The 22,496-nt window shown below is 65.8% G+C and carries 16 protein-coding genes; 9 read left to right on the top strand and 7 right to left on the bottom strand.

Going from position 1 to position 22,496, the window contains the following annotated elements; genetic code table 11:
- Nucleotides 1-182 precede the first annotated feature (182 nt).
- Entirely contained in the window at nucleotides 183-2,105 is a 1,923-nt protein-coding gene (locus LJ655_RS19545; RefSeq protein ID WP_230562866.1) for an HAD family hydrolase, read from the top strand.
- Nucleotides 2,106-2,263: 158 nt separating this feature from the next.
- Here the strand turns inward: LJ655_RS19545 and LJ655_RS19550 are convergent, their stop codons facing one another.
- Entirely contained in the window at nucleotides 2,264-2,800 is a 537-nt protein-coding gene (locus tag LJ655_RS19550) for an RBBP9/YdeN family alpha/beta hydrolase (protein ID WP_230562867.1), read from the bottom strand.
- A 133-nt stretch (nucleotides 2,801-2,933) separates the two neighbouring features.
- Here LJ655_RS19550 and LJ655_RS19555 point away from each other — a divergent pair, with 133 nt between their 5' ends.
- The 5 genes from LJ655_RS19555 to LJ655_RS19575 all read left to right on the top strand — a co-directional run bounded on the left by LJ655_RS19555 (nucleotide 2,934) and on the right by LJ655_RS19575 (nucleotide 11,919).
- Nucleotides 2,934-3,392: an Lrp/AsnC family transcriptional regulator gene (locus tag LJ655_RS19555; RefSeq protein WP_230562868.1), complete on the top strand. Its 459-nt coding sequence runs from the start codon at nucleotides 2,934-2,936 to the stop codon at nucleotides 3,390-3,392.
- 236 nt (nucleotides 3,393-3,628) lie between these two features.
- Complete coding sequence (locus LJ655_RS19560) at nucleotides 3,629-5,965, top strand: DUF3141 domain-containing protein (protein ID WP_230562869.1); 2,337 nt, start codon at nucleotides 3,629-3,631, stop codon at nucleotides 5,963-5,965.
- Between the two features lie 229 nt (nucleotides 5,966-6,194).
- Nucleotides 6,195-7,724 (top strand): efflux transporter outer membrane subunit, encoded by a 1,530-nt coding sequence (locus LJ655_RS19565; protein ID WP_230562870.1) that lies wholly within the window; start codon nucleotides 6,195-6,197, stop codon nucleotides 7,722-7,724.
- Between the two features lie 17 nt (nucleotides 7,725-7,741).
- Complete coding sequence (locus tag LJ655_RS19570) at nucleotides 7,742-8,833, top strand: efflux RND transporter periplasmic adaptor subunit (RefSeq protein ID WP_230562871.1); 1,092 nt, start codon at nucleotides 7,742-7,744, stop codon at nucleotides 8,831-8,833.
- Nucleotides 8,830-11,919 carry an efflux RND transporter permease subunit gene (locus LJ655_RS19575; protein WP_230562872.1) on the top strand — a complete coding sequence of 1,030 codons (3,090 nt, stop codon included), beginning with the start codon at nucleotides 8,830-8,832 and terminating at the stop codon, nucleotides 11,917-11,919. The genes LJ655_RS19570 and LJ655_RS19575 overlap by 4 nt, the downstream gene beginning before the upstream one ends.
- A gap of 53 nt (nucleotides 11,920-11,972) precedes the next feature.
- Here the strand turns inward: LJ655_RS19575 and LJ655_RS19580 are convergent, their stop codons facing one another.
- The 3 genes from LJ655_RS19580 to ppk2 form a co-directional block, all read right to left on the bottom strand.
- Nucleotides 11,973-13,664 (bottom strand): SulP family inorganic anion transporter, encoded by a 1,692-nt coding sequence (locus tag LJ655_RS19580; protein WP_230562873.1) that lies wholly within the window; start codon nucleotides 13,662-13,664, stop codon nucleotides 11,973-11,975.
- Nucleotides 13,661-14,455 (bottom strand): NAD-binding protein, encoded by a 795-nt coding sequence (locus LJ655_RS19585; protein WP_230562874.1) that lies wholly within the window; start codon nucleotides 14,453-14,455, stop codon nucleotides 13,661-13,663. Before LJ655_RS19585 ends, LJ655_RS19580 begins: the two co-directional genes overlap by 4 nt.
- Nucleotides 14,456-14,607: 152 nt before the next feature.
- On the bottom strand, nucleotides 14,608-15,453 hold the full coding sequence (gene ppk2, locus LJ655_RS19590; RefSeq protein ID WP_230562875.1) for a polyphosphate kinase 2: 846 nt from the start codon (nucleotides 15,451-15,453) through the stop codon (nucleotides 14,608-14,610).
- Nucleotides 15,454-15,688: 235 nt separating this feature from the next.
- On the opposite strand from ppk2, the gene LJ655_RS19595 reads away from it, so the two are divergent.
- Nucleotides 15,689-16,093 (top strand): hypothetical protein, encoded by a 405-nt coding sequence (locus LJ655_RS19595; protein ID WP_425605822.1) that lies wholly within the window; start codon nucleotides 15,689-15,691, stop codon nucleotides 16,091-16,093.
- A 311-nt stretch (nucleotides 16,094-16,404) separates the two neighbouring features.
- Entirely contained in the window at nucleotides 16,405-17,259 is an 855-nt protein-coding gene (locus tag LJ655_RS19600; RefSeq protein ID WP_230562876.1) for an alpha/beta hydrolase, read from the top strand.
- Between the two features lie 20 nt (nucleotides 17,260-17,279).
- On the opposite strand, the gene LJ655_RS19605 is transcribed toward LJ655_RS19600, so the two are convergent.
- The 3 genes from LJ655_RS19605 to LJ655_RS19615 all read right to left on the bottom strand — a co-directional run bounded on the left by LJ655_RS19605 (nucleotide 17,280) and on the right by LJ655_RS19615 (nucleotide 21,382).
- A complete protein-coding gene (locus LJ655_RS19605) occupies nucleotides 17,280-18,572 on the bottom strand; it encodes an aspartate carbamoyltransferase (RefSeq protein ID WP_230562877.1) in 1,293 nt (430 codons plus the stop codon).
- Between the two features lie 204 nt (nucleotides 18,573-18,776).
- Entirely contained in the window at nucleotides 18,777-20,864 is a 2,088-nt protein-coding gene (locus tag LJ655_RS19610) for a putative bifunctional diguanylate cyclase/phosphodiesterase (RefSeq protein WP_230562878.1), read from the bottom strand.
- A gap of 74 nt (nucleotides 20,865-20,938) precedes the next feature.
- Nucleotides 20,939-21,382: a rhodanese-like domain-containing protein gene (locus LJ655_RS19615; protein ID WP_230562879.1), complete on the bottom strand. Its 444-nt coding sequence runs from the start codon at nucleotides 21,380-21,382 to the stop codon at nucleotides 20,939-20,941.
- A gap of 118 nt (nucleotides 21,383-21,500) precedes the next feature.
- Between LJ655_RS19615 and ftrA the strand changes: the two genes are divergently transcribed.
- Entirely contained in the window at nucleotides 21,501-22,460 is a 960-nt protein-coding gene (ftrA, locus tag LJ655_RS19620; RefSeq protein ID WP_230562880.1) for a transcriptional regulator FtrA, read from the top strand.
- The last annotated feature ends 36 nt before the right edge of the window (nucleotides 22,461-22,496 follow it).

Consider the following 22,496-nt stretch of genomic DNA (forward strand, 5'->3'; position numbering starts at 1 on the left):
GTAGCGGCGCCAGCATCTGCAAGCAAGCCACGTACCGCTGTTCCCGCACCAGCGCGGTACACCGCTTGCTGAGGATCGCAAGGCACGCAGGCGCGAAGCCCCCAGGCGACGCATGCGAAGCCGTAACGGTGAGTACGGCGAGAGCCGCACCCCCTCAATCCGCACAGCGAAGGACCTGCCCCATGCGCTTTTTCGCTCTCGCGACCGACTACGACAACACCCTCGCCAGCGATGGCCGCGTCGCCGATTCAACATGGGCTGCGCTCGAACGCCTGCGCGCGTCGGGCCGTCACGCGATTCTGGTCAGTGGCCGCGAACTGGACGATCTGTTGACGATCTGCCCGCGGCTCGATCTGTTCTCGCGGGTGGTGGCGGAAAACGGCGGCGTGCTGTACTGCCCGGGCGATGGCGCGCGCCGTCTGCTCGCCCCCGCGCCCCCCGCGAATTTCGTGGCCGAATTGCGCCGCCGCGCGCCGCAGGCGTTCGGGATTGGCGAGACCCTCGTCGCGACGGTGAAGCCGCACGAACATATCGCGCTGGACGTGATTCGCGATCTCGGGCTGGAGTTGCGGATCATCTTCAACGGCGATGCGGTGATGATCGTCGCGCCCGGTGTCTCGAAGGCAAGTGGGCTCAGCGCCGCGCTCGCCGATCTCGAACTGTCGGCGCTGAACGTGGTCGGTATCGGCGACGCCGAAAACGACCACGCCCTGCTCGACGCGTGCGGTCTCGCGGCCGCTGTGGCGAACGCGTTGCCCGCACTGAAAAAGCACGCTGCTTACGTGACGCACGCGCCGGCGGGCGAGGGCGTGCGGGAACTGATCGACGCGCTGCTCGCCGACGATCTGCGCAGTATCGCCGGCGCATCGCCACGCGATCGCATCACGCTCGGCATGCGCTGCGACGCGGCGCCCGACTCGCAGCAAGCGGTCGCTGCGGCAACCGGCAGTGAGCGAACCGGCGAGCAGGCAAGCGGCGAACCGGCCGTTGCGGAGACGCCGTGGCTGCCGGTGCACGGCACGGTCGCATTGCTGGTCGGAGCGTCAGGGTGCGGCAAGTCGACCGCGACCGCCGGCCTGCTGGAGCGGATCGCCGCGGCCGGCTGCCAATTGTGCATCGTCGATCCGGAGGGCGACTACTGTACCGACGATGCGACGATCGCAATCGGCGATGCGCGCACCGCCCCATCGATCGACGAAGCGGTTCAACTATTGTGTCGGCCCGGGCGCCCTGCCGTCGCGGTCAATCTGTTGCGGGTGCCCCCACCGGATCGGCCGGCGTTCTGCGCGAATCTGCTATTGCAGGTGCAGCGTTTGCGCACGCGCACCGGACGGCCGCACTGGCTCGTGTTCGAGGAAGCGCATCATCTGTTTCCGGCGGTATGGGCGGGCGCGAACCAGGCGATTCCCGAGGCGCTCGAAACGGCGCTGGCAGTGACCGTATCGCCGGAACAACTGGCGCCCGCGCTGTTGCGACAGGTCGACACGGTGTTAGCGATGGGCGAGGGCGCCGACTCGGCGCTACAGCGTTTCGCCGCGGCGAGCGGGCGGGCGGCGCCGGCGGCCGGCGCTGCCGGAACCGCGGACGGCTCCCCGCGCGGCGGCGCGGCGCGCCTCGCGAGAGGCGAAGCGTTGTGGTGGCGCGTCGGCACAGCGGAGCCACCCGAGGTCGTCCGCCTTGAACCGAGCCGCAAGGAAAAGCGTCGTCATCGGCGCAAGTACGCCGAAGGATTGTTGATTCCCGAGCGCAGTTTCTATTTTCGCGGCGAGCACGGCGCATTGAATCTTCGCGCACATAACCTCGTGTTGTTCATCGAAATGGCCGAAGGCGTCGACGCCCAGACGTGGGAATTCCATCGGCGGCGCGGCGACTATTCGCGCTGGTTCGAAGATGAAATCGGCGACGCCGAGCTTGCGGCCGAAGCGCGCTCCATCGAGAGCGACGGCTCGCTCGATGCCGCCGAAAGCCTTGAGCGCATTCGCGCCGCAATCCAGCAACGTTATACACAGCCGGAAAATCCTTCGTTGCCGGCGGTGCTGAGCGGGCCGCCGCAAAATCCGGCCGAGCCGCAGCAGCAAGCGCCGCCGATCGATTCGCCGCAGTAAAGGCGGCTGGGTTCGATGAGTCGACGAGACGCTCGTGCCGGAGCGGACACGGTGTACGGGCCGACCCGCGTGTTCGGCGCGCGCATCCGGCGCATACCGCTCGAAGTGCGATCCGATGGCGCATGCTTGAACAGGAACGCCACCGGCTGAGGCGCAGATCAACCGTTGCCCATCTTTTCCAGCAGTCGCAACCCTTCTGGCCAATTGCCCAGGTTGCTGTCCGCGTTGAGATGTCCTTGTGCGCCGACTTCGACGAGTTGGCTGCCCCATGCAAGCGCGCAGGCGCGCGAGTGGTCCATGCTGCCATACGGATCGTTGGTGCTGGATACGACGGTCGTAGGAAACGGCAATCGTTCCGACGGCAGCGGCGCGAATCCGCTCGCGGCTACCCGGGGAAATGCCGGCGACGCCGGATCCGGCACGGCCACCAGCAGCGCGCCGCGAATCTTCCGCCCGTACCTGGCAGCCCAATGGACCACGGCCAGACATCCGAGGCTGTGCGCCGCTATGACAGTGTCCGGCCCCATTGCTGCGAGCTGCCGTTCTATTGCCGACACCCAGTCATCGCACACGACGTAATTCCAATCTTCGACTGCGAGACGTTGCCAATCCGGGTGCGCGGCTTGCCATGCGCTTTGCCAGTGCAACGGGCCGGAATTGCCGATGCCAGGAACAATCAGAACGGGACAGTCCATTTACAAGATCTCCATGATTAAACGAGCAATCAGTGCAATCAGTGTAAAAGCTCGTGAATTCGGGCAACATCGCAAATCCAATGGATTGATGGTCATGCGCAAACGAATTGACGGAAATTGAGGGTGCTCACAAATGAAAGCTAAGCCGATAACGTTGGACAGGCTCGACTGGCGGATCGTGGAGGCGCTTCAGTCCAATGCGCGCGTCACTAACACGGAACTCGGAAAGCAGATCGGGCTTTCACAGCCGGCTGTCACGGCCCGCATCAGGCGGCTCGAGGAGCTTGGCGTCATCGAGGGCTACGCGGCTCGAATCAATCCCGGCCTCGTCGGGCGAGGCATCGCCGCGATCGTGCGAATCCGTACCACGCACGCCGAGATCAAGCGTTGCCTGAGTGCCTTCGAAGCGATGCCCGAGATCGTCGAGGCGTACCGGATCACCGGTGACGACTGCTTCCTGGTTCGGATGGTGGTTGGAGAGATGGCCCAGCTCGAAACCGCAATAGACGCGCTCGCCCGATTCGGGCCCGTGACAACTTCTGTCGTGCTGGCGAGCTATCCGCCGAAGACGATCCGCGGACCACGGGTTTGACGGTGGCGGCTTTGTAGAAAAATCTCGACTGGACGTGGTTGCCGACGCTGAATGCGGCGCCACCGGCGCGCCGTGCGTGAACCGGCGACGACCTTGATCCATATCAGAACGGCTCCCCGCCGCACGGGTAATCTTCACCCGTTGCCTGTCGATCGGCGCGCGCGAGTCCTCCCGCGATACAGCCGCGGCGGCCGCACGCGCGGCCCCTGGCCCATCTCGCAGTGGAGGACGCAGTCATGGACGCAGCCACGCAATTCGCACGCAGTCAGGAAATCGCCGGAAACATCGCGTACGTATGGGGAAGGCGCATTCGCAATGCGCACAAGCAGTACGAAAAACGCGTCGGCAAAGCCGTAAACGACGCCACCGGCATCGAGCCGGGAGCGACCTCGCAGCCGGTGGCGCGGCTCGACCCGTTGAGCGCATGGCACTACGCGGTCGACGTCGCGCAGCGCTCGCTGCTGTTCTGGGACACGATGCGCGAGCGCGGCACGCAATACGTCGAAAACGCGTCGCAGGGGCTCAAACCGGTGCTCCACTTCGAGTACGAGGTGGTGCTCGATGGCAGGCATTTCGCGCGCCCGGTGAACTATGCGCTGCTGCGCATCCGGCCGCCCGAAGGCGTGAGCGTCGACGCAATGAAGCGGCCTTACCTGATCATCGACCCGCGCGCGGGCCACGGTCCCGGCATCGGTGGCTTCCGCGACGATTCGCAGGTCGGCGTTGCGCTGCGCGCGGGCCATCCGGTGTATTTCGTCGTGTTCTTCCAGAACCCGGAACCGGGCCAGACGCTGCTCGACGTATGCGCGGCCGAACAGCAGTTCGTCAAGAAGGTCCGCTCGCTCCATCCGGACAGCGCGAAGCCGGCGATCATCGGCAATTGCCAGGGCGGCTGGGCCGCGATGATGCTCGCGAGTTCGTCGGCGGAAGACACCGGCCCGATCGTGATCAACGGCGCGCCGATGTCGTACTGGAGCGGCTCGTGGAGCGAAGGCGCGGGGGACAATCCGATGCGCTACGCGGGCGGGCTGCTCGGCGGCACGTGGCTCGCCTCGTTTTCATCCGACCTCGGCAACGGCAGGTTCGACGGCGCCTTTCTGGTGCAGAACTTCGAGTACCTGAACCCGGCCAATACGTTGTGGGACACGTACTATCGCGTGTACGACAACATCGATACCGAGCCGCCGCGCTTTCTCGAGTTCGAGCGCTGGTGGGGCGGCTACTATCTGATGAACCGCGAGGAGATCGAGTGGATCACGCGCAATCTGTTCATCGGTAACAAGCTGTGGTCGGGCGCGGTGCGCGGTGTGGCCGGCAAGGCGTTCGACCTGCGCGACATCCGCTCGCCGATCGTGCTGTTCGCCTCGATGGGCGACAACATCACGCCGCCGCAGCAGGCGTTCAACTGGGTGGCCGACCTGTACGGCAGCACCGAGGAGATCAAGGCGCGCGGTCAGGTGATCGTCGGACTGATGGACCAGGAGTCCGGACACCTGGGCGTGTTCGTGTCGGGCAAGGTCGCGAAGAAGCAGCACGCGCAAATCGTCAACGTGCTCGAAACGATCGAGACGCTTGCGCCGGGTCTCTACGCGATGTTGATCGACGAGATCAAGGACGCGCACGGCAACGCCGGCTACGACGTCACGTTCGTCGAACATCGTCTCGAAGACATCGCGCGACATTTCAACCGGTTCAAGCGAGAAGACGAGAAACCGTTCGAGGCGGTCGCCGAGCTGTCCGAATTCAATCAGCGCGCGTATGAGCTGTTCGTGCAGCCATGGGTGCAATGGATGTCGAACGAAGCGACGGCGCGCTGGCTGCGGGAGATGCATCCGTTGCGCTCGCAGCGCTGGGCGTTTTCGGACCTGAATCCGTGGTTGGGGTGGCTGCGCCCGGCAGCCGACGCGGTCAGGGCGAATCGGCAGCATGCGGCGGACATCGAGCCGTGGCGCCGGCTCGAACATTGCGGCTCGGAACTCATCAGCGCGTCGCTCGACTACTATCGGGCGATGCGCGACGCCGGGGCCGAGTCGCTCTTCTTCAGCGTCTACACGAACCCGTTCCTGCTGCAATTCGCCGAGCGGTATCGCGATCGTGAAGCGGCCGCCGCCACCGCGACCGATCCCCGCGAATTGCCGTTCGTGAAGGAGGCGCTCGCGTCGATCGAGGAGGGCGGCTACGACGAAGCGCTCGCGCGCGCGGCCTTCCTGCTCGCGCGCAGCGGCGAGCCGTTGCCGCTGGCACGGCTCGCGACGCAGAAAGAATTGATGGAAGCGTACGCCGAGTATCTGCCGAAACTGCCGCTCGACCAGTGGCGGCGCATTCGCGGCGAACAGGAACTGATCGCGACTTACGAGCCGCAGCAGGCGATCGCGACGCTGCCGACATTGCTCAGTACACCTGCGGACCGCACCCGCCTGCTGACGTTGCTCGACCGGCTGCTAGCCGACGCGCGCGTGCAAAGTCTGGCGCCGAGCGCGCAGCAATGGGACGCGTTGCAGCGCATTCGCGCGGTGCTCGGCGCGCCGCCGGCCGCGCGGCCGGTGGCGGTGCTCGAACATGCGCGGCCGTGAGCGCGCACGCGCCGTGCGCGTCCGCTGATCTGCGTCAAGGTCTCTCGCGGCAGGCCCGCTAACTTTGATTGCATCTGGCGGATGAACCACGCTTCGAGCGCTTGCCCCGAAGGCCGGCATGGCCACCTCGCGAGGCTACGCAGCGGGCGCGTCCGCACGACGTAAAGCGGATGGCTGCGGGACTCGCGCGCCGCGGCTTATCCGCTCAACCTTGCCGGATCCTCGTGCGATGTTTCCGTCACCCACACCTTGCCGCACGACGCGGCGGCTGCCTCGCCGTGATCGGCTTGCGGGCCGCCGCGCGGCGGCCACGCTGAGCACGTCGCTCGCGCTCGCGCTGGCCGCTTGCGCGACGCCGGTGATGCAGCCCTCGGTCGACGTGCCGGGCCGGTTCGCGGCCGCTTCGGCATCGGTGGAAGAGCCCGAGGCCGCCTGGTGGGACAGTTACGGCGACCCGGTGCTGTCGGACCTCGAACGTCGCGCGGCGCACCAGAACCGCGATGTCCAGATCGCGGCGGAACGCGTGCGAGCCGCGCGCGCCGGAGAAACGATCAGCCGCTCGTGGCTGCTGCCGACCGTGGTCATCGGCGCCAACGGCTTCAATCACACGACGACCTACGATACCGCGCTGAAGAACTTCGTCCCCGAAGCGGCGAATACACGCGCGGGACAGGTCGGTATCGGCGCGTCATGGGAAGTCGACCTGTTCGGCCGGCTGCGCGCGGGGGCGAAGGCGTCCGCAGCCGATGCGCTCGCAGTCGAACACAGCGCGCGCGGCGTGCGTCTTCTGGTGCTGACCGACGTCGCGACCAACTACTTCACGCTGGTCGGCGCGTTGCGCCAGCTCGACACCGTGCGCGCGATTGCCGCTGCGCAGGACGAGACGCTGCGTCTCGTGCGCGCGCGCGAACGCGTCGGTCTCGCGACGCCGTTCGACGTCGAGCGTGCGCAAACCGAGGCGTCAAGGACGCACGCGGCGATCCCGCCGCTCGAGACGCTGGCAGAGGTCTCGCGTCATCGCATCGCGGTGCTGATCGGAGACCAGGCTTTCGATGCCGGCAGTATCGTGCCATCGGGCGTCGAGGCCGTCGTTCCGCCCGCACATCCGGGGCAACCGGCCGAGCTGTTGCAGCGCAGGCCGGATCTGCTCGCCGCCGCCGCGCAGCTCGACGCGGCCAACGCGCGCAGACAACAGGCGATGGCGGAATGGTTTCCGCGGCTGATCCTCGGCGCGGTGTTCGGCCGCGAATCGATCGACCTGAACGGCGTTGCGCTGGGTCCGGCGACCTTCAGCAATGTGGCCGGCCTGATCGCCATGCCGATCTTCAATGCGGGCCGCACCCGTGCGATCAACGAGATCGCCGCGAGCGGTCAGCGCGAAGCGGTGCTTCACTACGAGGACGCGATCGTGCGAGCGCTCGAAGACGTCGAGAACGCGCTCGTCGCGCTCGGCGACGAACGCCAGCGGACGCAACTGCTGCATGACGCATCCGGTACGGCCGAAGCGGCGCTCGGCCGCGCGCAATCGCTTTACGACCGTGGCCAGATCGATCTGCTGCCGCTGCTCGATGCGCAGCGCACCCGCCTCGCCGTGCGCGCGCTCGCCAATGACAGCAGTACGCAATTGCTGCTCGACAGCGTCCAGCTCTACAAGGCGCTCGGCGGCGGCTGGCAGGTGTTCGAGACCGCCGCCGCGCCTGACGGCGCGTCGGCTTCGGGCACCTCATCGAACCTGAATCCGGCTGGGGGACCATCGTGAACACCTGTTTGCGCGCAATGCTCGCGCTCGCGCCGAGCGCCGCGCTGCTGCTCGGCTGCGGATCAAAACCCGCCCCTGAGGCGCTTCGAGCGGTCCGCACGGCCGAGATCCATTACGACCAAAGCGCGGTGACGGACCGTTACGTCGGCACCGTGCAGTCGCGCCATGAGGTCAACGAGGCTTTCCGGGTCAGCGGCAAGGTCGTCAAGCGCAGGGTCGACGTCGGCCAGAAGGTGCGCGGCGGCGATGTGCTGGCGGTGCTCGACGACACCGACTATCAGCTCGCCGAGCAGGCGGCGCGGCAACAACTGACCGCGGCGATATCACAGGCGAGGCTCGCGCAATCCGACCGGCAGCGGCTCAATGCGCTCAAAGCCGACGGGTCCGTCAGCGTGTCCGACGACGACAAGGCGCAGACCGGTGCCCAGACGGCCTCAGCGACGGCTGAAGCAGAGCGCAACCAGCTCGAGCTCGCGCGCAACCGGTTGAAATACACCGTGCTGCGCGCATCCCAAAGCGGCGTCGTCACGAGCGTGCGCCTCGAGGTCGGAGAGGTCGTCGCGGAGGGTCAGCCGGTGGTATCGATCGCCAACGAAGGCGAGCCCGAGATCGTGGCCGACCTGCCCGAAGACAGTCTCGCCACGTTCAGGAACGCACGCTACGAGGCGTGGCTCGCGAGCGCGCCCGACCAAAGGTTCGAAGTGGTGTTGCGCGAACTGTCGCCGCAGGCCGCCGCCCAGACCCGAACCTATCGCGCCCGCCTGAAACCCTCCACACCCCGGCCGCTGCCGCTCGGCGCGACCGCCACGCTGCTGGTCGAACGGTCGGCCGAAGAAGCGCCGGCAGCCGTGATCCCCGCGTCGGCGCTCACGCAGTCCAACGGCCAGCCTGCCGTCTGGGCGGTGCGCCGCGAGGGCTCCGGGGCGGTGGGCACCGTCGATCTGGTCCGCGTCTCGGTACACGGTTATCGCAACGACGAAGTGCTCGTATCGGGACCGCAGGCTGGGGTATTAGTCGTCACCGCGGGCGTGCAGAAGATGGCGCCCGGCATGAAGGTCGCGCTGACCGGCGCAGCGGCCGGCGAGCAAACCGGGCGAGCCGTCGAATGAAGCCGTTCAATCTGACCCAATGGGCGTTGAACCACCGCGCAATCGTGCTGTTCCTGATTCTGGTGATCGGCATCGGCGGTTCGCTCAGCTTCGTAAAGCTCGGCCAGCTCGAGGACCCGAACTTCTCGGTGCCGTCGATGACCGCGCTCGTGATCTGGCCCGGCGCGACCGCGCAACAGATGCAGGACGAGGTGCTCAACCGCATGGAGAAGAAGTTCGAGCAGCTCGATCACTTCGAGAAGGTCGTCACGTATGCGCGGCAAGGCTACGGCGGGATGACGATCACGGTGAAGGGCGGCACGTCTCACGCGGACCAGCGCGAGGCGTGGTACCAGGCGCGCAAGAAGTTCGCCGACATCAAGCTCGAGCTGCCGGACGGTGTGGTCGGGCCGTTGTTCAACGACGAATACGGCGACGTGACCGGGCTGCTCTATGCGGTCAAGGGAGACGGCGTGAGCCAGTGGGAGCTGTCCGACGTGTCGGAAAACATCAAGCGGCAACTGCTCAAGGTGCCGATGGTGAAAAAGATCGACATCTACGGCAAGCAGGACAAGAAGGTCTACGTCGAATTTTCGAACGAGCGTCTGGCCGCGCTCGGGATCACGCCTTTGCAGATCGCCGAAAGCGTGAAGAGCCAGAACAGCGTGCTGCCCAGCGGACAGATCGACACCCACGGCGATCGTGTGCTCGTGCGGGTGAGCGGCCAGTTCAACAGCCTCGACGATATCCGCAACGTGCCGGTCGCGGCCGGCGGGCGCTTGCTCAAGCTCGGCGACTTCACCACGATCACACGCGGCTACGAGGACCCGCCGCTCTATACGGTGCGCCACAACGGCCAGCAGGTGCTGATGCTCGGCATCACGATGACCGACGACGGCAACATCGTCGAGCTCGGCAAGGCGATCGATCAGGCGGTCGCCAAGGTGCAGATCGAACTGCCCTACGGCATCGAACTGGAGCGCGTGGCCGATCAGCCGACCGTCGTCAGCGAATCGATCTGGGAGTTCGAGCGCTCGCTGCTCGAAGCGCTGAGCATCGTGCTCGCGGTCTGCCTGATCAGTCTCTGCTGGCGCACCGGCATCGTGGTCGGGATCTCGGTGCCGATCGTGCTCGGCGTCGTCGCGCTGGTGATGCGAACCATGGGCTGGAATCTCGAGCGCGTGTCGCTCGGATCGTTGATCATCGCGCTCGGGTTGCTCGTCGATGACGGCATCATCGCGGTCGAGATGATGATCGTGAAGATGGAAGAAGGGTGGGACCGTGTGCAGGCGGCTGCCTACTCGTACACGTCGACCGCGATGCCGCGGCTCGCCGGCGCGCTGATCACCGCCGCCGCGTTCATGCCGATCGGTTTCTCGCAGTCGACCACCGGCGAGTACGCGGGCGGCATCTTCTGGATCGTCGGCACCGCGGTGCTGTTCTCGTGGATCGTCTCGGGGCTGATCACGCCGTACCTGGCCGTCAAGCTGCTGCCGAAGGACATCGGCAAGCAGCACCACGGCGGCGACCCGTACGACACGCCTTTTTACCGCAAGCTGCGAAAGTGGATCGACCTGGCTCTCGTGCGGCGCTGGTGGGTGATCGCCGCGACGGTCGCCGCACTCGCCGCCGCGATCGCCGGGAGCCGACTCGTGCCGCAGCAGTTCTTCCCGAGCAGCGCGCGCCCTGAACTGGTCGTCGAGTTGCGGATGAAGGAGGGCGCATCGTTCGCCGCGACCACCGAGCAGGTGAAGCGGATGGAGGCGCTGCTCAAACAGGACGCGGATGTGCGATTCTTCACGGCCTACACCGGAGCGGGTCAGCCGCGCTTCTACCTTGCCCTCAATCCCGAACTGCCGAATCCGGGCTACGCGGTGTTCGTCGTGATGACGAAGGACACGAACGCACGCGAGCGCGTGCGCTCGCGCCTGATGCAAAACGCCAACGAAGCGTTCCCGCAAGTGTGGGTGCGCGTCACCCGGCTCGAACTCGGGCCGCCGGTCGGCTTTCCGGTGCAGTTCCGCGTGGTCGGCTCGGACAAGCAGAAGGTGCGCGAGATTGCCCGCGAGGTCGAACGGGTGGTCGCGTCGAGCCCCAAGGTGCGCGACGTCCAGTTGGACTGGAACGACCCGGTCCGTACGCTGAAGGTCGACCTCGACCAGGACAAGGCGCGCGCGCTCGGGCTCGCGCCGGCCGACGTCGCCTTCGTGACGCAGACCTTCACCAACGGCGCCACGCTGTCCCATTTGCGCGAGCAGGAGGAACTGATCGAAATAGTCGCCCGCGCGGTGCCGTCCGAACGGCTCGATCTCGGTGCGCTGAAAGACGTGAACCTTTATACCCGTGCGGGCACCGTGGTCCCACTATCGCAGGTCGCGCGTGTGCGCTATGAAGTGGAAGAGCCGGTGCTGTGGCGCCGCAACCGCGATCTGGCGATTACCGTGCGCGCGGACGTCAAGGATGGCGAGCAGGGCGTATCGGTGACCCAGGAGATCCGGCCGGGGCTGCGGGACATCGAGGCGAAACTGCCGTTCGGCTACCGCATCGACGTCGGCGGCGCGGTGGAAGAAAGCGACAAAGCCAATCGCGCGCTGGTGGCGGTTTTTCCGGTGATGCTGGTCACCATCCTGACGATCCTGATGCTGCAACTGCAAAGCTTTTCACGCATGACGATGGTGTTCCTCACCGCGCCGTTGGGGCTGATCGGCGTCGTCGCCGCTCTGCTGATTTTCCACGCGCCGCTCGGCTTCGTCGCCATTCTCGGCGTGACGGCGTTGAGCGGCATGATCATGCGCAACTCTGTGATTCTCGTCGACCAGGTGCAAACCGAAATCGCGCAAGGGCGCGATACGTGGAACGCGGTCGTCGATGCGGCCGTGCACCGCGCGCGCCCGGTCGCACTCACCGCCGCAGCGACGGTGCTCGCGATGATTCCGCTGACCCGAAGCATTTTCTGGGCGCCGATGGCGATCGCGATCATGGGCGGCCTCACCGTCGCGACGTTGCTGACGATTTTCTTCATGCCCGCGCTCTACGCGGCATGGTTCAACGTCCGGCGGGCGACCACGGCGCAAGCCCAGAACCAATCGCCGGTCGATCAGTCGTGAGCTGCGAGGGCCTGCAAACCGGCGCGGCTAGTGTGCCGCAGTTCGCGCGGCCCTCAGCGCGTGGATGAGCGGCGCGCGTGCCATGCGGCGACCACGCGATCGAGATTGAAGAACATCCGCTCGCGGCCGAGCGTTGTGCCGAGCGGCGAACGCTGGACCATCGCGAGTACTTCGGGATTCAGACCCACGAGCCACAACTCGATACCTCGCTGGCGCAACTCCTTCTCCGCATCCGTCAACATTTTCAGCGCGGTGTACTCGAGATCGGACACCGCGCGCAAATGCAGCGCGACGATGCTCGGCTGATATTGCTCGATCAGCGCGCGAATTTTCTGCTTTACCCGTTCGGCGTTGGCGAAGAAGATCGGCCCTTCAGGCCGCAACATCAGCAGTGCGGGAAAGACCTCGTCGTCGGGATGCTCGGCGGACACGGGCCGGAACACGTTGGTGCCGGGCTTGCGGCGCAACACGCGTACCGGCGGGTCGGACGTATGGTGCGCGAGGGCGACCAGCGAAACGACGATCGCGGCGAGGATGCCCGGCAGCGTGCCCAGCAGCACGACGCCGACCAGCGCGACCACGGCCCAGATGAACTCGGTGCGCCGCACCGCGACGATCGCGCGGAACTCCGCCGGCTCGATCAGGCCGATCGAATAGACGATCACGATCGCCGCCATCGTCGCTTGCGGCATCAGGCCGATCAAAGGTGCGAGCAGCAGCATCGTGCCCAGCGTGACCGTAGCCGTGGCCAGCCCGGCAAGCTGGCTGCGCGCGCCGACCATCCGGTTGACAGCCGTCTGCGTGGTGCCGCCGCCGGCCGGCATCGAGCCGAGCAGGGCGCCACCCACATTGGCCAGTCCGATCGCCAGCAATTCGCGGCTGGCATTCGGCACCGGTTCGCCGCGCTCGACGAACGCCCGCCCCGACGCGATCGTTTCGGTGAAGCTCATCAGTGCGATGCCGGCGGCCGCCGGCGCGAGCGACGCGACCAGCGCAAAGTCAGGCAGGCTCACCGACGGCAGGCCGGTCGGCACGTACCCGACGATCTCGACGCCATGAAGTTGCAGGCTCAGCACGCTCACGCCGCCGATGCCGAACGCGACAGCGAACAGCGGCGCGGGTGCCCGCGGAAAGAAATGCTCGATCGCCACCAGCACGGCCGCGGTCGCTATTCCGAGCGCGAGCGTCGTCGCCGACGCATGCGGTATACCGGAGACGATCGCCAGTACGTTGTGAACGAACGAGCCTTTGACGAAATGAATGCCGAGCAGCTTCGGCAACTGATCGAGCACGATCACCACCGCGAGACCGGCCTTGAAGCCGGTCAACACCGGGTCGGAAATGAAGTTGGCGACGAAGCCGAGGCGCAGCACTCCGGCAACCGCGAGCATCGCGCCGACCATCAGCGTCAACGTCGCGCACGCGCTCAGCAGCGCCGCCGCGCCGCCGGCCGGGGCCACGCGGCCGAGCGCGGCTGCGCTCAGGATCGCGATGGTTGCGGTGGTGCTCACGCTGAGCGGGCGCGAAGTGCCGAGCAACGCGTAGATCACCATCGGCACGAAGGCCGTATAAAGCCCGACCTGCACGGGCAATCCCGCGACACTCGCGTAGGCCATCGCCTTCGGCAGCACGACCGCTGCGGCGGAGACACCGGCGAGCAGGTCCGGCTTGATCCACATTCGCCGGTAGCCGTGCGTCCATTCGAGCAGCGGACTTCGAAAGCCGCTGACGGGAGCCCGTTTCATGCGCGTTGCGCCTCACCGGCGTCGACCCGCACGACCATCGCGCGCGCAACGATGTCGTTCTGATCGATCACGGTCGACGCTCCTGCTTTTTGCAGCAGCATCCTGCGCAGTTCGTTCTCGCCCGACACGACGATCCGCAGATGCGGATTGAGCGTGTGCGCGACCAGCGTGATTTCCAGGTTGCTGTTGGGATCGGAGCCGGTCACGAAAAGCGCGCTGGCGGTATCGAGCCGCGCGCGTTCGAGCACATCGTCGAACGAATTGTGATCGCCGAGCATCACCATGTAGCCGAGCCGGGAGGCCTTGTCAGCCTGCTTCGCGTCGGAGTCGAGCACGAGCACGGCAGATCCCGCCTCCCGCAGGCGGGCGGCGACCATCTGCCCGACCGGGCTGAACGGGCACACGACGACATGGTTGCTCAGCGTTTCCAGCTTGCGTTCCATGACCCTGTTCTCCCAAAAGACCATCACATCGTCGCCCGACAGCATCCCCGCAAGCTGGCGCAACGCGTAGCCGGCCACCACCATCGTGACGATGATGGCGGCCAGCATGAACACCTTCTGGTCCGCGTTGAAGTCGGAAAAGTCGCCGAGTGTCGTGATCAGATTGATCGCGTCCCAGAACGCCGTGAACAACTTCGCGCCGGCCGGGGCCTCGCTGTGGTCGAGCAGCGCGATCCCCAGCGTCGACGCGAGCAGCACCAGCAATAGCAGCCCGAGCGCAAGATGTGCGCGGCGCCGCCATTCCTTGATGCGCAGACCACCCAGCCGTGGTTCCTCGATCCGGTACATTCCGATTGGCCCTCGAACTCGTCGTTTGGCGCAACCGGGGCTGTCGTCGACACGCCCCATTGCGCGCACCGGGCGAAGCCTGACGCGGGGCCGGGAGCGATCCACGCAGCCGACGCGCGACAGGCGTCGTTGCCCGCCATTGCAACGCCACTTCAGAACTTCTCGGGCACGTACCTGAAAGGGTGGCCTGACTCGCGATAGCCTTCGGCCTTCTGCCGCGGCGGCAACGAAACCTTCTTGCGCGGCAAAGCCTCGTACGGAATTTTGCTGAGCAGATGACTGATCACGTTGAGACGCGTGCGTCGTTTGTCGTCGGCGTTCGCGACGTACCACGGCGAGTACTCGGTGTCGGTCATCGTGAACATCGCGTCGCGCGCACGGGAATAGTCGTACCAGCGCCGATACGATTCGAGATCCATCGGCGAAAGCTTCCAGGTTTTGCGTTCGTCGTGAATGCGCGCTTCGAGTCTGCGCGTCTGCTCTTCGGGGCCGATTTCGAGCCAATACTTGAGCAGGATGAGTCCGGAGTCGATGAATGCGCGCTCGACCAGCGGTGTCGCCATCATGAACATCTGCACTTCGGCCTCGGTGCAAAAGCCCATCACCCGTTCGACCCCTGCACGGGTGTACCAGCTACGATCGAACACGACGACTTCGCCGGCCGCCGGCAGGTGCGGAAGATAGCGTTGAAAGTACATCTGGGTTTTTTCGCGGTCGGTCGGCGCCGGCAGCGCGACGACGCGGAAAACGCGCGGACTGACACGCTCGGTCAGCGCCTTGATCACGCCGCCCTTGCCGGCGCCGTCGCGCCCTTCGAACACGATGCAGACCTTCGCGCCGGTTCGCACCACCCATTCCTGCAGCTTGACCAGTTCGACGTGCAGCAACGCCAGTTCCTTTTCGTACGCTTTCTTGCCCGGCCTCGCGGCTGCTTTGGTGCCCGGCTTGCTGCCTGCTTTCTCGCCGTGCGGCTTCACCTCATTGCGGAACTCGGACATGGCTTCGTCTCCTCGACAGCGGATCGTATAGCGCGGCAATCAGGAGGGCTAACTGCGGCAAATCGGCGATTCGGCAATTCACGTTCGTGCCTGCATCGACGTGATCCGACGCATCATGCGACGAGGTCGCGCCCCACTTGCGCTTGCAATGGTCATGTCTGGAAGACTGCGCCACCGCATAGGGGATGGTTTTGATGCAGATCAAGGGCGGTCGGTGGAATCGGTCAGCAGCACCATGAGCCAGGTGCGTGATGCAATCCAGCGTGTGTCGGACATCGTCTCGGAAATCTCGGCCGCGTCGGACGAACAGACGCGCGGCATCGAGCAGGTCAATCAGGCCGTCAGCCAGATGGACGAAGTGACGCAGCAGAACGCGGCGCTGGTTGAACAGGCGGCAGCTGCCGCTCGATCCCTCGAGGAGCAGTCTGTTTCCCTCAGAGACGCCGCGGCGGTGTTCACGCTCGCAGACGGTGTTGCCGCCTCACCCACGGGACGCAGTCGCCCGGAAGCTGCCAGCGTCCGGGCAGCGGCCGCAGCGAGAACGCCGTCCGACCCGTCACGTGCGATGCGTGGAAACGCCAGCGCTACGCGGGCTCCAGCGAGTGCTAGCGCGGGCGCCGAAGAGTGGGCCACCTTGTAGGCATCATGTATGGACCTGCCGCACCTCAAGGTACGCGGATCAAGCCGATGTGGCGTGGAAAGCAAAGAACGGCTGGGAGGCACCGAATACCTGCCGTTCGAACCAGTCGCTCGTATCGCTGTAACGCTTCCGAATCGGCCATCGCGCGCGCGTAGCCGGATGCTGACTGGACCGTAGGATTCGCTGAAATTTGGTTGTAAGTCGCCGTTGCTAGAGTCGTCCACGGAAGTAGGCCGAGGCGCGCCGAAGCGGTTTCATTCGGATGCCTGACGAAGGCAAGCAGCCCGAAGCAAACGGGAGGGCGACCCACCATGAATGCAATCCGTACGTTCTGGCTCGTTCTGATGCTGGCCGCGTCGCCGGCGTGGGCGTTTCAGTCGCGCGTCGTCACGATTCCGAGCGCGGCGATGCATCGCTCGTTCGATGCGACCGTCGTGCTGCCGGATCAGTACGCGCGTGGCGACAAGACCAAGCGCTTTCCGGTCGTCTACGTGCTGCACGGCTCAGGCGGGGACTACACGGACTGGACCGCGAATTCGCATATCGGCAAGCTCGCCGACCGCTATCACGTGATCCTCGTGATGCCAGACGGCGGCCACGAGAGCTGGTACATCGACAGCCCCGTCGATCCGCGCAGCCGCTACGAAACCTATGTGGGCACCGAAGTGGTGACCTATGTCGACAGCCATTTCCGCACGATCGCGACGAAACAGGCGCGCGCGATCACGGGCTTGAGCATGGGCGGATTCGGCGCGCTGCGCATTGCGCTCGACCGGCCCGACGCGTTCGGCGCGGCGGGCAGCATCAGTGGCGCGGTGGACCCGCGCGGCATTGCGGCCGAGCGCGGCATCGAGCGTGTGTTCGGCGACCCGTTGCAATATGCGGACTTCTGGAATAGCGAAGCGATCGTCGCGAGTGCGGAGGATTTCGGCCGCGAGCATATCGCGCTGACGATCGATTGCGGCGTGGACGACTCGCTCGTGCAGTCGAACCGTCTACTGCACGAGCGCCTCATCGAACTCGGCGTGCCGCACGATTACGCCGAGCGGCCCGGCGGCCATACATGGAAATACTGGTCGAACGCGGTCAAATATCAGGTGTTGTTCTTTGCCGGCGCGTTCAGGCAGGCGGCGCGCGAAATGCGTGACGGGCACGCCGCGGCCTGACTCGCGGAAGACTTCCCGCCTCAATCGATGCCGTGAAACACCGCGTCGTCCGGGCCGAGGTAGACGGGCGGACGCCACGCGGCATCGCGCATCGAATGCTGGACCTGCTTGTCGACGCCGAGCAGTACCGCGAAAATCGCCATCCGCACCGGAATGCCGTTGTCCGTTTGCCGGAAAATCGCGAGCCGCGAATCGTGATTGAGGTCGGTGCTCAGATCGTTCGCGCCGGGCCGGCTGTCGCGCGGCAGCGGGTGCATGATCAGCGTGTCGGTGCCGCACACGCTATCGACGAGCGACTGGTTGATCTGGAAGTCGGGCGTGTAGCCTTCGAACGATTCATCGGTGAAGCGCTCCTTCTGGATGCGCGTCGCGTACACGACGTCGGCGCCGCGCAAACCGGTGCGCAGGTCGTGCGTCTGTTCGATCACGTGACCGTTGCGTGCAATCTGCTCGATGATATAGCCCGGCATTTCGAGCATCGGCGGCGAAATCAGCGTGAACTTGATGCCGCGATAGAGCGCCAGCAGCTTCACGAGCGAATGCACGGTCCGCCCGTACTTGAGGTCGCCGACCAGCGCGATGTGCGCGCCGTCGACGATCTTGCCGAGGCGCGAGAACTCGCGCTGGATCGTGTACAGATCCAGCAGCGCCTGGCTCGGATGCTCGCCGGGACCGTCGCCGCCATTGATCACCGGCACGTTGGTCGCGCGCGCGAACTCGGCCACCGAACCTTGCTCGGGATGGCGGATCACCAGCGCGTCGACGTAGCCGCTCATCACGCGGCTCGTGTCATAGATCGATTCGCCCTTTGCCATCGACGAGAACGTGAAGCCTGTCGTGTCGCACACCGAGCCGCCGAGCCGGCAGAACGCCGCGCCGAAGCTCACGCGGGTACGCGTGCTCGCCTCGAAGAACAGATTGCCGAGCACCGCGCCTTCGAGCACGCGCGAGATTTTGCGGCGCCGGGCGATCGGCTGCATGATGTCGGCGACGCGAAAGAGCGCCTCGACGGAGTCGCGTGAAAACTGATCGACCGACAGCAACTGCGGTTTGCCCTCGAACAGAATCTGGCTCGCGAGTGATTGCGAGTCTACGCTTTGCGTATATCCCTCGCCCGGTTCGGTGTTTGCGACGATCTCCGACACGAAACGCTCGACGATCTCCGGCATCGCTCGCGATTCCTGCGAGTCGTCCGGCAGCAACCATGTGTCCAGCGCCCGGCGCGAAACACCGATGCGGTTCGCGAACGTATCGCGCGTCATGTTCAGGCGGCGCATCGCGTCGCGTAGGAAGGCTTGTTGCGGAACGCTCATGAGGCACCTGTCGCAAAAGTGGAATCGGCGGGCTAGAGACAGCAAAACGCGATGATGTACGCGGTGCGTATATTAGTTTGCCGCGCGTGGAAGTCAAGCGTTTTTCGTGCGGCCTGACACTGGCGGCCCGAGCGTTTCGTCGCGCTGTATCGCGCGTTGACCGAACGGCTCTCGACCTTAGGAGAGACGCGCTAACCCAGCCGTTCAAAGCGCGCTTTGCTCACGGGCAGTCACCATTCGCCCTCTGAGCATTGCGCCGAAGTTGTCGGCATTGACCGGCTTGCCGAGCAGGAAGCCCTGCATTTCGTCGCACATCATCGAGCGCAGCTTGTCGAACTGCGATTGGGTTTCGACGCCCTCGGCGACCACGTCCATTTCGAGCGAGTGCGCAAGCGCGATGATCGCCGACACGATCGCGCTGCCCGCGGCGCCGTGCGTGTCGAGACCGTTGGTGAAGAAGCGGTCGATCTTCAGTTGCTTCGCCTGAAAGCGCTGCAGATACGCGAGGCTCGAATAACCGGTGCCGAAGTCGTCGATCGAGATGTCGAAGCCGCTCGTTTGAAACGCGCGGATGACATCGACCGTGCGCGCGGCGTCATGCATCGCGACGCTCTCGGTGATCTCGAACATGATCTGCTCGCACGCGACGCCCTCGCTCGCGACGATGTCGAGCATCGTTTCGACGAGGTCCGGCTGCACCAGCTGACGCGGCGACAGGTTGATTGCCACCTTGATCGGAGGCAGACCTTGTTCCATCCAGCCGTGAATGCGCCGGCAGGTTTCGCGCACGACCCAGTAGCCGATCTGCACGATCTGCCCGGAGCGCTCGGCGACCGGGATGAATTCGAGCGGCGTTAGCGCGCCCATCTGCGGATCGTGCAGACGGATCAGCGCCTCGGCGCCCGCAAGCACGTCGCCGTCGCGATGAAACTTCGGCTGGAACTGCAGCGAGAAACGATCGTTCACCAAGGCTTCGTGCAGCGCTTGCTGGATCTGCAGCGTGCGCATCGCGGCCTCGTTCATGCTGCGCTCGAAAAAGCGGTAGGTGCCGCGGCCCGCGCGCTTCGCTTCGTACATCGCGGCGTCCGCGTGCTTGAGCAGCGTGTCGACACTGTCGCCGTCGCGCGGATAGAGTGCGATGCCGATGCTCGGCATCACCTGCAGCGGTTGCTCGTCGCTCCACATGCCCTGGCGCATCCGGTCGAGCACGCTGTCGGCGAGTTCGGCCGCGTCGTCACCTGACGTGAGGTGTTCCGCGAGCACGACGAACTCGTCTCCGCCGAGCCGCGCGACGGTGTCGCTCGAACCGACGCATTGCAAAAGGCGCTGCGCGAACGCGGACAGCACCGCATCGCCGGTCGAGTGGCCGAGCGAATCGTTGATCGTCTTGAAGCCGTCGAGATCCATGAACAGCACCGCGAACGACGTGCGCTGGCGGCGCGCGACGCTGATCGCGCGGTTGATCCGCTCGGTCAACGTCGCGCGGTTCGGCAGGCCGGTCAGCGCGTCGAGCGTCGCGAGCCGCACGATCTGGCCGTTCAGCTTCGACATCTTGCCGAGCAGGAACGTGGTGTGCACGTCGAAGCGCGACAGCATCAGCGTGACGATCAGCACCGCGAACGTCAGCAGGATCACCGAGATGGCGAGCCATGTCGTGTTGATGTCCTTGGCCGCGCCGCAGATCGCGCCGGGCGCGAAGCGGGCAGCGGCCATGCCCGTGTAGTGCATCCCGCTGATCGCGACACCCATCACCAGCGCGGCGGCGAGACGTTTGCGCGCGATATTGCGCTCGTGTTCGTTGCTGAGCGCGCGTGCCATCCACAGGGCGGCGCCCGACGCGCCGATCGCGATTGCGAGCGAGGCCGCGAACCACGCCGGCTGGTAGTGGATCGCGGGCGCCATGCGCAGCGCCGCCATTCCGGTGTAATGCATGCCGGCGATGCCGAGCCCCATCAGCACGCCGCCCGCCAGCAGCCGTCCCGGCGTCAGGCGCTCGCGGGTCGTCATGCAGAGCGCCAGATAGGACGCGCCGATCGCCAGCGCGAGCGAGCAGGCGGTCAGCGGGAGGTCGTAGCCGAGCGGGATCGGCAGCGAGAATGCGAGCATCCCGACGAAGTGCATCGACCAGATGCCGACGCCGAGCGCGAGCGCGCCGCCGAGCCGCCATAGATGCCGCCGGCGCGCCGAGGCGAGCAAAAAGATGCGGCCGGTCAGATCGAGCGCGGTGTATGACGCAAGCGTTGCGACGGCGAACGAAATCGCGACCAGCCAGTAATTGTAAGCACTCTGCATATCGGGTCCGCCGGGAGGAGTCCGGCTAAACATGTTATCGGCAGTTTGCTTACTTTTGTTTAACTTCTTCGCAATTAGCTAACTGGGGGCGAACTGTCATGGCGGCTCAGCGCGAAACCCTCGTCGAGCCAGCCGGTGATGCCGCCCGCCATCAGCTTGACCGGCCGCCCGAGCTGGGCGAGCCGCAGTGCACCCCGCGCCGCGCCGTTGCAGTGCGGGCCAGCGCAGTAGGTGACGAACAGCGTGTCCGGTGCATAGGCGGCCAGCTTCGAAGCGACGATCTTGCCGTGCGGCAGATTCAGCGCACCCGGCACGTGCCCCTGCGCGAACAGCGCGGGACTGCGCACGTCGAGCAGCACGAAGCCGGGCGCGCCGCTCGCGAGCGCGGCGTGGACGTCGGCGCAATCGGTTTCGAAGCGCAGCGACGCTTGAAAGTGCGCGAGCGCGGTGGCGCTGTCTGCAGGAGGGATCGCGGTGACGGCGTTCGGAGCGGATGCGTTGACGTTGTCGTGACTCATGGCAGGAAAGGGCGGAGTTGATCGGAGGGTCTGTCGCGCGTTTCAGACACGCTCAGTGTGCCAGGCGGCCGGTCGCCGGATAAGTGGCGTAATCGTCAATCTTCGGTAACATCGCGCCATGCACAATCATCTCGTCGTCGCGCTGGCCTACGACCGGCTCTGTACCTTCGAATTCGGCTGCGTGACCGAACTGTTCGCGCTCGAGCGTCCGGAGCTAGGCGTGCCGTGGTATCGCTTCGCGGTCTGCGCGGGCGAGCCCGGTCCGATTCGCGCGGCGGGCGGTATCACGCTGGCCGCGCCTTACACGCTGAAGCTGCTCGCGAACGCCGACACGATCGTGATTCCGGGTTGGCGTGACGCCGATGAAGTGCCGCCTGCCGCGCTGTTGCGGCGGATTCGCGCGGCCTACGAGCGCGGCGCGCGGCTTTGCTCGATCTGCTCGGGGGTGTTCGTGCTTGCGGCGGCCGGCGTGCTCGACGGCAAGAACGTGACCACGCACTGGCGCTACGCTGACAAGTTGCAGCAGCGCTATCCGCAGTTGCGCGTGCAGCCCGACGCGCTATATGTCGACGAAGGGCAGGTGATTACGTCGGCCGGATCGGCGGCGGGGCTCGACATGCTGCTGCATCTGGTGCGGCGCGACCACGGCAGCGCGGTCGCGAATCGCGTCGCACAGCGGCTCGTGGTGCCGCCGCATCGCGAGGGCGGCCAGGCGCAGTTCGTACCGCGCCCGATGCCGCACGATGAGAGCGGACGTATCGCGAAGCTGATGGCCTGGGTGCGCAGCCACGCGGCCGAGCCGCATACGTTGCGCTCGCTCGCGGCGCGCGCGGCGATGAGCCCGCGCACGCTGCAGCGACAGTTCCGCGAGGCGACGGGCATGGCGCCTTACGAGTGGCTCGTCAGGGAACGCGTCACGATTGCGCGCGAGTTGCTCGAAGCCACGCCGCCGCTGCCGATGACGCGCGTCGCCGAGCTGGCGGGGTTCGGATCGGAAGAGTCGTTGCGGCGGCATTTTCGTCGCATCGCGTTGACGAGTCCGGGGGCGTATCGGCGCAGGTTTGGGGGTGAGGGATAAGAGAGGCCGGGCGATGAGATTCAAGAGTACATTGCA

Source organism: Paraburkholderia translucens, assembly GCF_020881035.1.
Classification (GTDB): domain Bacteria; phylum Pseudomonadota; class Gammaproteobacteria; order Burkholderiales; family Burkholderiaceae; genus Paraburkholderia; species Paraburkholderia translucens.